Below are 16,836 nucleotides of genomic sequence, written 5' to 3' on the forward strand. Positions count from 1 at the left end.
TAAAAGTATTAATAATTATTTTAATAATTATTATTTACTAATATTATTTTATTTTAATGTTATTTTAAGTAAAATAATACTTGATATAATATTATTTAATGGAATACTATTTAATGGAATATTATTAATGGAATACTGTTTAATAGAATAATATTAAATATAATAATTTATTAAAGCTTACTATGTGATAAAATGAAGGTTGCTATTGTATCTGGAAAGGCAGAAGGTCCAACTAAACTCAATTCATTTGATAATGCGTTAATTGAAGCAGGTATAGGTGATGTTAATTTAATTAAAGTTTCTAGTATGTTAGAAAAAGAAACTAAAGTATGTTTACTTCCAAAATTAAAAGCAGGAGCTATGGTTAATTGTGTATTAGCTACAATAAGCTCAGATAAAAAAGGAGATTTAATTTCTTCTGCTATAGCTATAGCTATTGGAGATAATCTTGGTTGTGTTGTTGAAAATTCAGGGATTAATAAATCTCCTGAAGAGATTATTAAAGAAGCTAAAGAAATGGTTACTTATATGATGGATATTCGTAATGAAACAATCAATGAATTAATTATAGAAGAAATTAATCATACTGTTGAGGAATTAGGTACTGTTGTTGCTTCAGTTGTTTATTTAAACGATGAAATTATTGATAATAATTAAAATCAATGGATTTATATTTAATATTTTATATAAATAATAATTATTATAAATAAAAATTAATATTAATACAAATAATAAATATATTAATATAAATAATAAATTTATCCATACAAATAATAAATTTATCATTGTAAATAATAGTTAATATTTAAATAACTAACAATTTATTATTATAAATAAGAATTAGTACTGTAAATAACATTTAATATTATAAATAACATTATTATAAATAATATTAAGTATTATAAAGAATAATTATTAATTAAAACATTTTTAAAAGGATTTTAAGAAGAATTTCTTTTAAAAAGGATTTATGGTGCAATAAAATGAATAAAAAAGACATTGATTTATGTGAAAATATTTCCAATAAGATAATTGAAAATGTTGAAAAAAAGATTAAGGAGCATGTTGGAAATAATAAATCTGGTGAATTTGTTAAAATGGGTGCTGATGGAACACCTACTTCTTTTATTGATTTAATTGCTGAAAAAGAGGTTATAAAAGTATTAAAAAACACTAATTTTACTTCTATTTTGATCAGTGAAGAAATAGGGGAATTAAAAATTGGTGATGGTAGTGTAAAGAATATTAATGTATCTGATGAATTAAAAAGAGTTTATAATTCTAAAAATAAATCAGGCTTAATTAATTCAGATTTAAATGAATCAAGTTTAAATAACTTAGATTTAAATAAATCATGTTTAATTAATTCAGATTTAAATGAATCAAGTTTAAATAACTTTGATTTAGATAATCCTAGATTTATATTTCTTGTTGATCCACTTGATGGAACAAGTAATGCTATAAAAAATATATCTGCTTATGGAATCTCTATAGCTGTTGCTCTGGTTAATAAGGAATATGTTTCTCTCGATGATATTGAGCTAGGTTTTATTAAAAATTTTGCTAGTGGAGATTATTATCATGCAGTTAAAGGAAAAGGGGCTTGGCTAAACAATAAAAAGATGACCCCTAATTCTGAAACTAATATCAATAATTTATCCATAGGGGCTTTTGTTAAAAACAATAGCTATGGAGTTTTTAATCTAATAAAAAAAGTAAGAAGAATGAGAATTTTAGGTTCTGTTGTTCTAGAATTAGCTTATATAGCTAATGGTAAATATGATGTGTTTATTGATATGAGAGGAAGTAGGATAATAGATATTGCTGCTTCGATGCTGATAGCTAGCGAATCTGGTGCGGTTATCACTGATGAAAATGGAAATAAATTAAAAAAGAGATTAAGTATCTCTGAAAAAGCTATTGTCATTGGTTCAAGCAATTCTAAACTACATAAAAAGATAATAAACACTATAAACAATAATAAATCATTTGATATTAAAAGAGTTGGAATTGTAAGTCGATTAGATAAGATTGAAGCTGTTTTATTCTCAGCTAAACTTATACAATTTTTAGATAGTCATAATATAGATATATCAATTGAAAATTCACTAGCTAAAAAATTATCCGAGCTCAATATGGATGAATCTACTCTTGATGAGAATATAGCTAAAATTTCTAAATATAGTGAAGGTATAGCTAATGAATTGCATGGTTTAACTTTTAAAGATGATTATTATAGGTATGCAACAAATATTAAAGAATTTGATGTTGACATGGTAATAACACTTGGTGGTGATGGAACTCTTTTAAGAGGTCAAACCAAGCTAAGTAATAGTGAAATTCCTATTTTGGGGATTAATCTAGGGACTGTTGGATTTTTAACAGAATTAGATATTGAAAATTCTTTTAAAAAGATTGATACTATTCTTAAAGGTGAATATTTTAAGGAAAAAAGAACTCAACTGAAAGTTTCTCATGGAAAAGAACTTTTTACAGCATTAAACGAAGTTGTGATAATGACTGAAAAACCAGCAAAAATGTTGAATTTTGAAGTTAGAGTGGATGGTGAGATTGTAGAGGAATTTAGGGCCGATGGACTTATATTATCTACTCCTAGTGGTTCAACTGCTTATTCTATGTCTGCAGGAGGCCCTATTGTAGATCCAAAAGTTGGGGCTTTTATTATAATTCCAATATGTCCATATAAATTAGGTTTAAGGCCATTCGTTGTTTCTGATAAAAGCGAAATCAAAGTTAAGCTTCTTAAAAAAGGTAAAAAAGCTGTTCTTGTTATGGATGGTCAAGTTAGCCAAGAAATTGACGATTCTGAAGAATTAAGATTTGTAAGATCTGAAAATGATGTTTGTTTTATTAGAACAACTGATAAATACTTTTATCAAAAAGTTAAAGAAAAGTTAACTGAAGGTGGGTCAGGTTCAGATAGAGTTTGTTTTTAGTTTCAATAGTTGGATTAATTAGCTGTGTTTTAATTAGCTATGTTTAATTAGCTGTGTTTAATTAGCTGTGTTTAATTAGCTGTGTTTTAATTAGCTATGTTTAATTGATTATAGTTTAATTGGTTATGTTATTGTATATTTTTATAGATTATTTTTGGTTTTGTTAAACATGGATGTATTGATTATTGATTTAACTCATGGTGGAGTTAAAATTGCAATTGGTATTAAAAAATTAGGACTATTTAATAATATTACTGCTTATGATATTTACAATACTTTAAAAGAGGAAGAGACGAATTTGCTTGAGTTTCATAATATAAATATTATAAATAATCAAAATGATATTATTGATTACTTTAATAGTTTAAACATTAGTAATTCAAATAATACTGATATATTAATAGTTAATCCTATTCATTCTCCTTTTAAAGTTCCTGATATTAATAATTTTAAGAATAATACTATTAATAACAATACTAATGATATCAATAATAATATTAACAATAATATCAATAATAATATCAACAATATTATTAACAATAATATAAAAAATAATATTAAAAGTAATATTAATAATATTAATAGTAGTGTTAATAATAATCTCAATAATAGTATTAATAATATTGATATTCATAATATTCATGATAATTATAATCATAATTATAATGATTCTGTTGGTATTTCTGTAAATGAGATAACTCATCATAAAGCAGTTGAATTAATTTTAAATGAGTGGAAAAGAGATATAGCTACTAAAAATATTCCTGTTGTTGAAGTTACTGGTGTTAAAGGTAAAACTAGTGTTGTAGCTATGCTTAAAGAGATTTTACTTAACAAGAATCCTCTTTTTTTAAGCAGTCTTGGGTCTTGTTTTTATAAAAATGGTAAAAAAATAACTTTAAAAAAGAACATTAGTATAACTCCTGCAAGCATATTAGAAACCATAAACATGGCTAAAACAGTTGATAATTCTGATTGTGTAAAAATTGATGATTTAACTAAAACTAATAATTTAAGCACTGATTTTTGCAATGATATGGGATATGGTGCTTGTATTTTTGAAAGTTCATTGGGAGTTACTGGATTAGGTGATGTTGGTGTATTAACTAACCTTGTAGAAAATTATCCTATAGCTAAAAATACTTCAAATGCAAGAAATGCAAAAAAACAAGTTTTTGATTGTGATATAGTTGTTATTGAAAAAGAAACATTAGATGATTATTACATTGGATTTGAACATGATGGAAATGATTATAAATTTAAAAATGTTCTATCTAAATCTAATACTTTCAGTTTATACAATGATTCTTCTAATGTAAATGTTGATACTGTTGATTATGGATTAAATAATACTTTTATTGAGATATCTTATAAAAATATAAAGACTGTTTCTGGTGAGAATATCTCAGGATCATTGTCTATCGATACTTTTGCTCCAGGAAAACACCATGTTTCAAACGTTTTATGTGCTGTTACTGTTTCTTTATCATTAGGTCTTAGTACGAATGATATTAAAAATGGTTTAGCTAATTTTAATGGTATTAAAGGAAGAACTTCACTAAAAAAAGAAAATGGATCTATTATTATTGAGGAAATTAATCCTGGAATTAACACAAAAGCTATTGAAAGCTCTATCAAAATGATTAGTGATTTAAGTGATTATACTATTATTTTAGGAGGCAAATATGGTGTTACTTGTGAAGAAATTGATGAAAATAGTGTAGCTACTCTCCTAGATAATTTTTTAGATAAATCAAAGATCATGAATAAAAATGAAATAAGTAAAATTGAAATGAATAAAGATAAAAGGGATGAATCTAAAATAACTCAATCTAAAATGAATAAAGATGAGATGAATGAAGCTGAAATATGTAAAGATACAGATAGCTGGTTTGATTTAATATTAACTGATGATTTAGGGATTGAAATAGAAAAAAAGATGTCGAATAATGTTGAAGTTATTAAAAATCCTATTGAAGCTCAAAAAAAAGTTATATCTAATAATAAGAATATTCTTTTTATTTATCGTTCTAATTATTCTCAAATAAACAAAAGATAATTTTTTAATTTTTTTGTTATAATACTCTTATTATAATACTTTTATTTAATACTCTTATTATAATGCCCTCATTATGATACTTTTATTTTTTATTTATTTTTATATAATTGTATTTCATAATATCTCATCTATTCCTTAGTTACTTATTATTTATTATTTAAAAATTATGAAAAATATATTAAATTCTAAATACATATAATAGAGTAATAAATTAAAATTAGCCATTTTATAATAATGATAGATAAGCTGATAATTTTTCCTTAAATTAAAAAATAATTCTTAAATAGGTTCTTAAATGAGGTATTTTTATGGATGAGAAAGACAACCATAATAGAAACACTATGTCCAAAGAGAATATGGATCATGAAAATATGCATCATAAGAATATGGATGAAAACCATGAACATATGAATCATGAGCATATGAACCATGGTGATATGGATAATATGGATCATGAGCATATGGATCATGGTGATAGTGGTGATATGGATCATGAGCATATGGATCATGGTGATAGTGGTGATATGGGTCATGAACATATGGATCATGCTGGAATGGGTATGATGGATATGGAAGACCTTAAGAAAAAGTTTTGGGTTTCTTTAATTTTAACAATTCCAACCATATTATTATCTCCAATGATGGGAATGGAAATGCCTTTTCAAATTAGCTTTCCAGGTTCATATTGGCTTGTTTTGGTTGTAGGGTCTATAATATATTTTTATGGAGGTCAACCTTTTTTCACTGGTTCAAAGGAAGAACTAAGAAATAAAAAACCTGCAATGATGACTTTAATATTTATGGGAATTACAGTAGCTTATTTTTATAGTCTTTATTCTGTTTTCGCAAATAATATATTTCATGTGCATCCTATGGTTCATGATTTTTTCTGGGAATTAGCTACTTTAATAGATATAATGTTACTTGGACATATAATAGAGATGAATTCAATAATGAGTGCAGGTTCTGCACTTAATAAATTAGCTAAATTGCTTCCTAAAAAGGCTCATAAACTTGAAAATGGGAAAATTATCGATGTTGATGTCGATAAATTAAAAGAAAATGATGTAGTTGAAGCGAGGGCTGGAGAGAAGATTCCTGCAGATGGAATTGTTATTAGGGGTAATACAAGTATTAATGAGTCTATGGTAACTGGTGAGTCTAAACAAATAACGAAAGATGTTAATAGTAAAGTTATTGGAGGTTCGGTTAATGGAGAAGGAAATGTACAAATTAAAATAACCGGTACTGGGGAAACAAGTTATCTAGCTCAAGTACAAAAATTGGTTTCTGAAGCTCAAAAAGAACAATCAAAAAGAGAAACAATGGCAGATATTATTGCAAGAACATTATTTTATGTAGCTATTATCTTAGGGATAATTTCTTTTACTTCTTGGTATTTTGTAGAAAACATTAGTGTTGCATTTTCTGTAGCTGTCACTGTTCTTGTTATCGCTTGTCCACATGCATTAGGATTAGCTATACCTCTTGTAGTAGCTAGGAGTACTTCTATTGGAGCTAACAATGGACTTTTATTTAGAAATAGGACTTCGTTTGAACAAGTTAAAAAGTTAAAATATGCTTTGATGGATAAAACAGGTACATTGACTGAAGGGAACTTTAAAGTAACTAATTATGGAAGTTTAAAAGATGATATTGCTGATGAAACTATTTTGGAAATAGCTGCTGGATTAGAAGATGGATCTAATCATCCATTAGCTATAGGCATATTATCTAAAGCAAAAGAAAAAGAATTAAATTATGAAAGAGCACATAATACTTATCAAAAAACTGGAATTGGCTTAACTGGTGAGATTAGTGGTGAAGAATTTAAAATAGTATCTGTAACCTATTTAGATAAAAAAAGTATATCTTATGATAAATCAAAATTTAAAAAGCTTGCAGAAAGTGGTAATTCTATTAGCTATCTTTTAAATAAGAATAATGATCTTTTGGGTTTTATTTCTCAAGGTGATGAAATTAAATCAGAATCTAAAATAATGATTGATTCTCTTAAAAAACGTAATATTATACCTGTTATGCTTACAGGGGATAATGAAGAAACTGCAAATTTAGTTGCTAAAAAATTAGAAATTCAAAATGTTTTTGGGAAGCTTCTTCCAGAAGATAAAGAAAAGATAGTTAAAAAGTATCAGAAATCTGGATTTACTGTAATGATGATTGGTGATGGTGTAAATGATGCACCAAGTTTGGTAGCAGCAGATATTGGAGTGGCTATAGGTTCAGGAACTGATGTAGCTATTGATTCTGCTGATGTTATATTGGTAAAAAGTAATCCTTTGGATATTATTAAATTTTTAGATTTAGGAGGTAAAACAACAAGAAAGATGAATGAAAATCTTGTTTGGGGTGCTGGATACAATGTAATTGCATTACCATTGGCTGCAGGAATTTTAGCTCCTTTTGGTTTTATGCTTAATCCACTTATTGGAGCTGTATTAATGTCTTTAAGTACAATTTTAGTTGCTATTAATGCAATGTTATTGAAGGACATTTGAGGATATTTATTAAAAAATTATTATTTCAGTTAATTATTATTTTAATGAAAAAATTTATATCAACATAAAAATATATTATTTATAAAATATCTGATTTTATAAAGCTAAAGACGAAGTTTTTATTATTTATAAAAATTTTTTATTTTTATAAGTTTAAAAATGAAGTTTTTATTATTTATAAATTTTTTTTATTTGTGTTTATCGGATTATTATTTATTTTAATTACAATTCTTTTTTGAATTGGGGATGATTTATTGATTGTTGGAACTAGAGGTAGTGAACTTGCTTTAACACAGACAAATTATATTAGAAATCGTTTGTTTGATTTGACAAATAATGAGGTTGAAACTAAAATCATAAAGACTACTGGTGATAAAATAACCACTTCTCAACTCTATAATATGGATTCTAAAGGACTTTTTACAAAAGAGTTAGATAGGGCTGTTTTAGAGGAAGAAGTAGATTTTGCAGTTCATAGTTTAAAAGATGTTCCAACTGAACTTAATGAAGATCTTGAAATAGCTGCAGTTCCAATAAGAGAGTCTCCAAATGAGGTTTTAGTCTCAAATTATTCTTGGGAGGATCTTAAAAAGGGTTCAACTTTAGGGACTAGTAGTTTAAGGAGAGAAGCTTTTTGTAATATGTATGAAAAAGGGCTTGAATTGAAACCTATTAGGGGAAACATTGGAACTCGTGTTGAAAAAGTTTTAGATGGTGAAGTTGATGCTACTATAATGGCAGAAGCTGGTTTAAATAGATTAGGTCTTACAAAATGTATTAAAAATAGATTTTCTCTTGATTATTTAACTCCTCCTGCTGGTCAAGGTGCTTTAGCCATAATAACTAGGAAAGATTCTCTGGCTAAAAACACTATACGAAAATTGAATCATCATGAATCAGAACAAGAAGTTTTAGCAGAAAAAACCGTTCTTAAAGAATTAGGTATTGGATGTCAATGGCCTTTAGGATCAATAGCTAGAGTAAATGGAAATGAATTAAGTCTTTATTCTATATTATTGACTCAAAAAGGAGAAATACTTCATAAAGCTAAGCTTAAATCTCCTATTGGTGAAGCTGAGGATTTAGGTAAAAAGCTTGCTAATGATATGAAAGAATTTATTTAAGATTAAGTTTATATGTCATCAAGTATAAGTTATAATTATAATATTTAAATTATTATAAATACAGTATGGTCTAGAAATTAATATTATTTTAATATAAATTAATATTTCTTATATTAATTTCTATTTTTTTATTAATTTTGGATTTAATATTGTTATTTTATTGCTGTTATTAATTATACGTTTGTTATACTTTAATTTATCCTATTATTTGTATATATCAATGTATTATTTATTATAATGGTTTTTTATTAGTTATATATAATAATTTTCAATATTTATAGTTTATTAGTTTATTAGTGGTATGATTTACAAATATTTGCTAATATTTTATAAATGTCTACTAAAAATATTGGTAAATAAATATCAGTAAAGAAATATTGGTAAATTAGAAAACAAATATTGTAAAATATTGACTAAAAATGTTTAATTTAAAAGGATTAATTTAAATGTTTTAGTTTTTGTAAAAATTGTTAAAATTGTTATATACTATAATTTAGCATGAAAAATATCATTTTCATGAAAAAATTCAGGTTAATAATTATATTATTTTCAATAGGGAGGACTAGTTGTGAATAGTGTTAATGTCGGAGTTATTGGGGTTGGAGCAATGGGTTATAACCATGCTCGTGTTTATTATAGGTTGGAAAATGCAAATCTTATTGGGGTTTCTGATGTAAGTGAATCTACTTTGTCTAAAGTATGTAAAAAATATGATACTAAAGGTTATAATGATTATATAGATTTATTAAAAAATCCCGAAATTGAAGCTGTAAGTGTTTGTGTCCCTACTACTCACCATTATAATGTTGTAATGGCTGCAATAGATCATGGAAAGCATGTTTTAGTAGAAAAACCTATTGCATTTACATTAAATGAAGCTGAAGGGATGATAGAAGCTGCTAAAGAAAAAGGTGTTAAACTAAGTACTGGGCATGTTGAAAGATTCAACCCTGCAGTTCAAAAAGCAAAAGAACTTATTGAAATGGATATTATTGGTGATGTGGTTTCTGCATCTGCTAAGAGAGTTGGTCCATTTCCTCCAAGGATTAAAGATGTTGGTGTAGCTATTGATCTTGCTATTCATGATTTAGATGTTATGTATTACTTATTTGATGATGATGTAACTCAAGTTTATGCAACTATGGGTAGTATTCTTGAAAAATGTGAATATGAAGATCATGCTGAAATTATGACAAAATTTGCTAATGGAATTACTGGTATTTTAGAAGTTAATTGGTTAACTCCTTATAAAAGACGTGCATTAGAGATTACAGGAACTGATGGGATAATATCCATTGATTATATGGATCAAAGTGTAGATGTAGCTGGAAAATTTGCACAAAAGGTAGATATTCAAAGGGAAGAACCATTAAAATATGAAATAACCTCTTTCTTAAATTCAATTATGAATAATAAAGATATGGAGATTACTGGTGAAGATGGTTTAAATGCTCTTAAAATGGTTTTAGCTGCAAACATGTCTTCAAAAGAACAATTACCTATTAAATTAGATGAACTTAATGATTAGTTGATCTATAACTATTTGATAATTAGGTTTTCTCCCTAGGAGATTAACTACTTAAATTAACCACTTGATAATCAATTAAATATTAGATTATTATTAATTCAATAAATTATTATTAATTTCCATATTACATTATTATTAATTCCTATATTAAATTATTAATATCATATTGAATTATTATTTTTAATTTTATTTTTGTATATTTTAATTATTATAATATTAATTATTTATAATAATATTTTAATTAACATTAATTTTAATTACATTTAATTATATTAATTAATTTAATTATTATACTAAATTATCTAATATATGCTAATATATGCTAAATTATTTAATGTATTAAATTAATTAAATATATTATAAACGAAATAACAAAATAATTAAATTAGTTATATTACTTAAATTAACTTTATTTTTAAGTATTATGGTTTACTTATTTAATTTAGAACTATTTTCAATTGGTGTAAAAATGAAACAAGATTTAGTAAAAAAATCTCATGAACTTAGAAGGCGTGGTTTTACGGTTGGAGAAATAGCTGATGAGCTAAATGTTTCAATGGACACAGCTCGATGGTTATCCATGCAAAAACTTAATGAAAAAGAAAAACCAGAGGATACTCCTATTGACTTTGCTATTAATTGGAATAGTTTAGGTGGAAGTTCACGTAGGCTTAGGTATGTTTCTGCAGCATTAAGTGACATGACTTTAAACTATGGTCAGGCAGATATTATTGTAGGTATAGCTATAAGTGGAATACCTTTTGCAACAATGATGGCTGATTTTTTAGAGATAGAAGAAGGTTTTGAAACTTCTTTATCTGTATTTCACCCTATAAAACATAGAAAAGATAAAGATAAGGATCAAGAAGGAGCAATTAGTCAAAATTTTGCTCAAGTTAAAGGTAAAAAAGTTATAATTGTCGATGATGTTATAACTAGTGGTAGGACTGTAAAAGAAGTTATCAATGCATTGATTGCTCAAGGAGCAGAACCTATAGCTGTAACTGTATTAATTGATAAAGTTGGAATTTCAGAAATTGAAGGAGTTCCTGTAGAATCTTTAATAAAAGTTAATAGATTAGGTTGATTGTTTAAAAACAATTTATTTTTTAAAAACAGATTAATTTTATATAATATTAATTTATTTTATATCTCTGATTTTTTTTTATTTTTTTATTTTTTTATTTTTTTAGTTTTTAGTCTTTATTTTTTTAACTTTTAATTTTTTATTATTAATTTTTTTATTAATTATTGAAAATAAAATAATATTGATAATATTTTAAAATATAATAATTTGTTTTAAAATATATAATTTTTAAAATATAATAATATTTTATTATAATAATATTCTATAATATATAATATTCTATGATTCTAATGATATTTTTAAAATTTTAATAATATTTTTAAAAATTTTTAAATTATAATATTAAATTATATATTGGAGTTTTTACAAATCTAATAAAAGTATAAATTTATTATTAAATCTATAATACTAATAAAATCTTATAATACTAATGATTTTATTAATATTATAATATTATTCAAAATAATTTATAAAAATAATCTATAAAAATATAAAAATGATTTATAAAAATAAATTATAAAAATAAATTATAAAAATATTTTTTTAAATGTATTTTTTAAAGTTATGAAAAAGTTATGAAAAATGAATCTTTTTCTAATCATTACATCCTTTTATGATTTTAATAGCTATAATCATAAATAGTTATAATCACGATTATAATATCATTTTAATCATAGTATTATTGTACTTTTTATTATGGAGTGAATATATTGTCAGAAGTATCTTCAAAAGAATTATATGAATTTAAAAGAACTCTTAAAGAATTATCAGAAAAAAAAGGGAGAGGTACTGAGTTAGTATCAGTTTATATACCTCCAGATCGTCAAATTAGTGATGTTACTAAACATATGCGTGAAGAATTAAGTCAAAGTGCTAACATCAAAAGTAAACAAACAAAGAAAAATGTTCAGTCTGCTATTGAAGTCATTGTTCAAAGACTTAGATTATTCCCTAAACCTCCTGAAAAAGGTTTAGTTCTCTTTGTTGGAATGATACCTAAGGGAGGCCCAGGTACCGAGAAGATGGAAACTTTTATTTTTGAACCTCCAGAACCTATTCAAACTTATACTTATCACTGTGACTCAGAATTCTTTTTAGAACCATTAAAACATATGATGGATGTTAAAGAAGTTTATGGTTTAGCTGTCATTGATAGAAAAGAAGCTACTATAGCTACTCTTAAAGGAAAAAGGGTTGATATCTTAAAACATTTAACTAGTGGTGTTCCGGGGAAACATAAAGCAGGAGGTCAATCTCAAAGAAGATTTGATCGTTTGATTGATTTAGCTGCACACGAATTTAAAAAACGTATTGGGGATCATATGAATGATGCGTTTTTGGGTATTGAAGACCTTAAAGGAATTATTTTAGGAGGTCCTGGTCATACAAAAGAAGAGTTTCTTAAAGGGGATTACCTTCAATATGAACTTAAAAATAAAGTTATAGCTACTATTGATACTTCTTATACTGGTGAATTTGGGATAAGGGAAGTTATTGATAAATCTATGGATATTCTAGAAGAAATGGATGTTATGCAAGAAAAACAGCTTGTTCAGAAATTTCTTAAAGAATTGATTGATGAACGTGGTTTAGCTTCTTATGGTGAAGATGATGTGAGAAAAAATCTTCAAATGGGAGCTGTTGATACATTAATCCTTTCTGAAGATCTTATTAAAACAAGGTCAACTATGGAATGTTTAAATTGTGGAAACAAAGTTCAGATAACTTACAAAGACCCTAAAACTGATGAAGAACTTGTATGTGAAAAATGTAATGAAAAAATGAAGGTTTCTGAAGTTAAAGATCTTGTTGATGATTTTGTAGAAATGGCTGAAGAGTTAGGCTCTGATGTTGAAATAATTTCAACCGAAACAGAAGAAGGAATGCAGTTATTCAAAGCATTTGGTGGAATAGGAGCTATTTTAAGATATAGGACATAAATATATAATATAAATAGTATATGTAGAATATAAATAATATTTGTAGAATATAAATATAGGATATACTGGATATGTGTAGGATATGGATGAGATATATTCATGAATATTCTAGATTTAGTTTATTAAAACTAAGTTTATTAACTAATGATTAATCATACTATGATTATTCGATTATATAATTCAATAAGGAGATTTATGCATGAATCAAAGAGAAATAGAACTGTTTGGACATATTATAGATTCTTTAATTCTTCCAAAAACCCTTGATATTATTATGGATCAAGGAGGAGATTTTAAAATAATCGATTTAAATGTTGGAAAAAGAAAGTCTGATGTAAGTAGAGCTAAAATTATAGTTTCAGCAGATTCTCCCTCTCTTTTAAATCAAATATTAGATGAACTTAGTGAAATAGGAGCTACAATTTCAGCAATAGAAGAAGTTGAATTAGTTGCTTCTCCTAATGATAAAGTTGCTCCAGATAATTTTTATTCAACCACCAATCATGTTACTCATATTTTACATAATGGGAACTGGTTACTTGTTGAAAATATTGAAATGGACTGTATGATTGTTATTGACATTGATGAAAACAATAATACTAAAGCTTATTGTAAACCAATTGGAAGGATAAAAAAAGGAGATTTAATTGTTGTAGGAAGAGAAGGGATACGTGTAACTCCTCCCGAACGTCCAAGAGGTAAACAAGGTGTTTTTGAATTTATGAATAGTGAAGTTTCTTCAGAAAAGCCTTTGATGAGTATTATTGAAAATATAGCTTCAGAGATTAAAGAAATTAAATCAAGAGGTGGAAAAATAGCTATAGTTGGAGGCCCAGCTATTGTTCATACGGGATCTGCTGATTTAATGGCTAAAATGATTAAAGAAGGATATATTGATGTTGTTTTTGCAGGAAACGCATTAGCTACTCATGATATTGAAAACGCTCTTTATGGAACATCTCTGGGAGTATGTGTAAAAACAGGGGAAGTCGTTAGTCGTGGTCATACTCATCATATGAGGGCTATTAATACTATCAATGGTTCTGGATCTATTAAAGAAGCTGTTGTTGATGGAACTTTAAAAAATGGAATAATGTATGAATGTATTAAAAATAATGTTCCATTTGTTTTAGCAGGATCTATACGTGATGATGGTCCACTTCCAGATGTTATAACAGATGTACTTGAAGCTCAAGAGATGATGAGGGAATATTCAAAGGATGTTGATATGGTTATTATGATAGCTACTATGTTACATTCTATTGCCACTGGAAATATTCTGCCTTCAAGAGTAAAAAGTGTCTGTGTTGATATTAACCCTGCAACCGTTACAAAATTAGCTGATAGGGGAAGTGCTCAAGTTTTAAGTGTTGTAACTGATATCGGTGCTTTTTTACCAACTTTATATAATGAATTAGAAAAATAATGATCTCTATCTATATTTCTTTATATTATTAAAGCATTTTTAAAGATTTTTTCATATTATAACTATTATGACAATTTTGAATAATTATCATCATAATTTTGAACAATTATAATCATTTTAAATAAGTATTATTAATTAAATTTATTATTATTAATATTTTTATTTTTGAATAATTATTATTTCTCATCTTTGATATTATGAATCCTAAAAGATTTAATTCAATAAAAGCAAACATTTTAGATGTTTTCACAAATGAAATTTATACTAGTGAAATATCTATAGAAGATGGCTATATTGTTAGTGTTGATCCTATTTCTAATATTGAAAATGATGATGTAAAACTTGATTTTGATGGAATTTTAGTTCCAGGTTTCATTGATGCTCATATTCATATTGAAAGTTCTCTTTTAACACCATCTAATTTTGCAAAAGCAGTTGTTCCTTTTGGAACTACTTCGGTTATAGCTGATCCTCATGAAATAGCTAATGTTTCTGGAATTGAAGGTGTTGAATTTATGATTGATGATGCATCTAAAGTTCCTTTTGATTTTTATTTTTCAGCTCCTTCTTGTGTTCCAGCTACTAGCTTTGAAACTAATGGGGCTTGTTTAGATAGTTTAGCTATTGAAGAACTTTTAAAAATGGAGGGGGTTGTATCTTTAGGGGAAGTTATGAACTTTGTTGGAGTTATTAATAATGATAAAAATGTTATTGATAAATTGAAGGTTGCCAAAAAGTATAATAAACCTGTTGATGGTCATGCTCCTTTATTGTCTGGAGCTGATTTAGAGAAATATGTTAATGTTTATTTAGATGATGATTTTGATAATAAAAATCTAATTATGGGTCCCCAGACTGATCATGAATCTATAAGTTTTGATGAAGCTATTGAGAAAAAGAAACTTGGTATGAAAATTATGGTAAGAGAAGGTTCCTCTGCTAAAAATATGGAAGCTCTTTTTAATATAAAAGATAGAATTGGTCTTTGTTCAAATCAAGATTTTTTTGGAGCAGTTTCAGTTGATGATTTTGGGGAAATTTTGAAAAACCCAATCTTTGATTTTTTAGTTACTGATGATAAGGAGCCAAATGACTTAAAAGAAGGACATTTAAATGTTCTTATAAAAAAAGCAATTTCTTTTGGAATTGATCCTATAGAAGCTATTAAAATGGTGACAATTAATCCTGCTAAACATTATAATCTTAATTCAGGCGCAATTGAAGTTGGAAGAAAAGCTAATTTTTGTTTAATCAATAATTTTGATGATTTCAATATTAAAAAAACAATTATTAATGGAGAAATTGTAGCTGAAGAGGGAGTTTCTTTTATAAAATCTCAAAACCCATCTTTCAAAAATACTTTTGTATTAAGTGAGAAGAATCCTAATGATTTTAATGTTAATGTAAAGCTTAATTCTAATAATTCTATCTTCTATATTAACACAAAAGTAATTGAGGTTATTGATGGTGAAATTATCACTAAAAAAATTGATAAAGACCTCAAAGTTGAAAAAGGAATTATTAAAGGAAATATTGAAGAAGATATTCTAAAATTAGCTGTTGTTGAAAGATATGGGAATAATAATCTATCGAATGCATTTATTAAAGGATTTAATCTGAAAAATGGGGCTATAGCTTCAAGCGTTGCTCATGATTCTCATAATATTGTTGTTTTAGGAACAGAATCTAAATATATGGCAAAGGCTGTAAATTTAATTTCTAAAAATAAAGGAGGTTTAGCTATTGTTTATGATGATGTTGAAAAAATATTAAAACTTCCAATAGCTGGTCTTATGAGTGATGAAGACATTGGATCTGTTTCAAAAGAGCTTAATGAAATTAATGAAACAATTAAAAATTTAGGCTGTACACTAGAATCTCCTTTTATGACATTATCTTTTGTATCTCTTTTGGTTATTCCTAGCTTAAGATTAAGTGATAAAGGCTTATTTGATGTGGATGAATTTTCTTTTGTTGATTTGACTAATAATTAAAAGATTAAACTGGTTTTTATTTTATTGGTTTTATTTTTATATTTGTATATTAGATTAATATTTCTAAATTAATTTGTTATAAATAATTTTCAACAAACATTTTCAATACACATTTTCAATACACATTTTTAATACACATTTTTTAATAAATACATATCTTTAATAAATATTTTAGTAATATTTATTAAGTAATTTTAAATAA

General features: G+C 25.8%; 10 protein-coding genes. All 10 read left to right on the top strand.

Annotated elements, in window-relative coordinates; translation table 11 throughout:
• Positions 1–192 precede the first annotated feature (192 nt).
• The 10 genes from MBBAR_RS07135 to ade all read left to right on the top strand — a co-directional run bounded on the left by MBBAR_RS07135 (position 193) and on the right by ade (position 16,634).
• Positions 193–657 (top strand): pyruvoyl-dependent arginine decarboxylase, encoded by a 465-nt coding sequence (locus tag MBBAR_RS07135; RefSeq protein ID WP_080460615.1) that lies wholly within the window; start codon positions 193–195, stop codon positions 655–657.
• 326 nt (positions 658–983) lie between these two features.
• On the top strand, positions 984–2,957 hold the full coding sequence (locus tag MBBAR_RS07140) for a bifunctional NADP phosphatase/NAD kinase (protein WP_080460616.1): 1,974 nt from the start codon (positions 984–986) through the stop codon (positions 2,955–2,957).
• A 169-nt stretch (positions 2,958–3,126) separates the two neighbouring features.
• Positions 3,127–5,016, top strand: coding sequence for a coenzyme F430 synthase (gene cfbE, locus MBBAR_RS07145; protein WP_080460617.1), 1,890 nt, complete (start codon positions 3,127–3,129; stop codon positions 5,014–5,016).
• Between the two features lie 308 nt (positions 5,017–5,324).
• On the top strand, positions 5,325–7,535 hold the full coding sequence (locus tag MBBAR_RS07150; RefSeq protein ID WP_080460618.1) for a heavy metal translocating P-type ATPase: 2,211 nt from the start codon (positions 5,325–5,327) through the stop codon (positions 7,533–7,535).
• A gap of 254 nt (positions 7,536–7,789) precedes the next feature.
• Complete coding sequence (gene hemC / locus MBBAR_RS07155; protein ID WP_080460619.1) at positions 7,790–8,659, top strand: hydroxymethylbilane synthase; 870 nt, start codon at positions 7,790–7,792, stop codon at positions 8,657–8,659.
• Positions 8,660–9,227: 568 nt separating this feature from the next.
• Positions 9,228–10,187 carry a Gfo/Idh/MocA family protein gene (locus MBBAR_RS07160; protein ID WP_080460620.1) on the top strand — a complete coding sequence of 320 codons (960 nt, stop codon included), beginning with the start codon at positions 9,228–9,230 and terminating at the stop codon, positions 10,185–10,187.
• Between the two features lie 469 nt (positions 10,188–10,656).
• Positions 10,657–11,274, top strand: a complete 618-nt coding sequence (locus MBBAR_RS07165) for an orotate phosphoribosyltransferase-like protein (protein WP_080460621.1) — start codon at positions 10,657–10,659, stop codon at positions 11,272–11,274.
• A gap of 710 nt (positions 11,275–11,984) precedes the next feature.
• Entirely contained in the window at positions 11,985–13,214 is a 1,230-nt protein-coding gene (gene prf1 / locus MBBAR_RS07170) for a peptide chain release factor aRF-1 (protein WP_080460622.1), read from the top strand.
• Positions 13,215–13,413: 199 nt separating this feature from the next.
• Entirely contained in the window at positions 13,414–14,640 is a 1,227-nt protein-coding gene (locus tag MBBAR_RS07175; protein WP_080460623.1) for an ornithine cyclodeaminase, read from the top strand.
• Positions 14,641–14,837: 197 nt separating this feature from the next.
• Positions 14,838–16,634 carry an adenine deaminase gene (ade, locus tag MBBAR_RS07180; protein WP_080460624.1) on the top strand — a complete coding sequence of 599 codons (1,797 nt, stop codon included), beginning with the start codon at positions 14,838–14,840 and terminating at the stop codon, positions 16,632–16,634.
• The last annotated feature ends 202 nt before the right edge of the window (positions 16,635–16,836 follow it).

Origin of the sequence: Methanobrevibacter arboriphilus JCM 13429 = DSM 1125 (assembly GCF_002072215.1) — an archaeon.
GTDB classification, from domain to species: Archaea; Methanobacteriota; Methanobacteria; order Methanobacteriales; family Methanobacteriaceae; genus Methanobinarius; species Methanobinarius arboriphilicus.

Coding starts and splice junctions, on each gene's coding strand:
- MBBAR_RS07135 (WP_080460615.1), top strand. CDS start 193: ATGAAGGTTGCTATTGTATCTGGAAAGGCAGAAGGTCCAACTAAACTC.
- MBBAR_RS07140 (WP_080460616.1), top strand. CDS start 984: ATGAATAAAAAAGACATTGATTTATGTGAAAATATTTCCAATAAGATA.
- cfbE (WP_080460617.1), top strand. CDS start 3,127: ATGGATGTATTGATTATTGATTTAACTCATGGTGGAGTTAAAATTGCA.
- MBBAR_RS07150 (WP_080460618.1), top strand. CDS start 5,325: ATGGATGAGAAAGACAACCATAATAGAAACACTATGTCCAAAGAGAAT.
- MBBAR_RS07165 (WP_080460621.1), top strand. CDS start 10,657: ATGAAACAAGATTTAGTAAAAAAATCTCATGAACTTAGAAGGCGTGGT.
- MBBAR_RS07175 (WP_080460623.1), top strand. CDS start 13,414: ATGAATCAAAGAGAAATAGAACTGTTTGGACATATTATAGATTCTTTA.
- ade (WP_080460624.1), top strand. CDS start 14,838: ATGAATCCTAAAAGATTTAATTCAATAAAAGCAAACATTTTAGATGTT.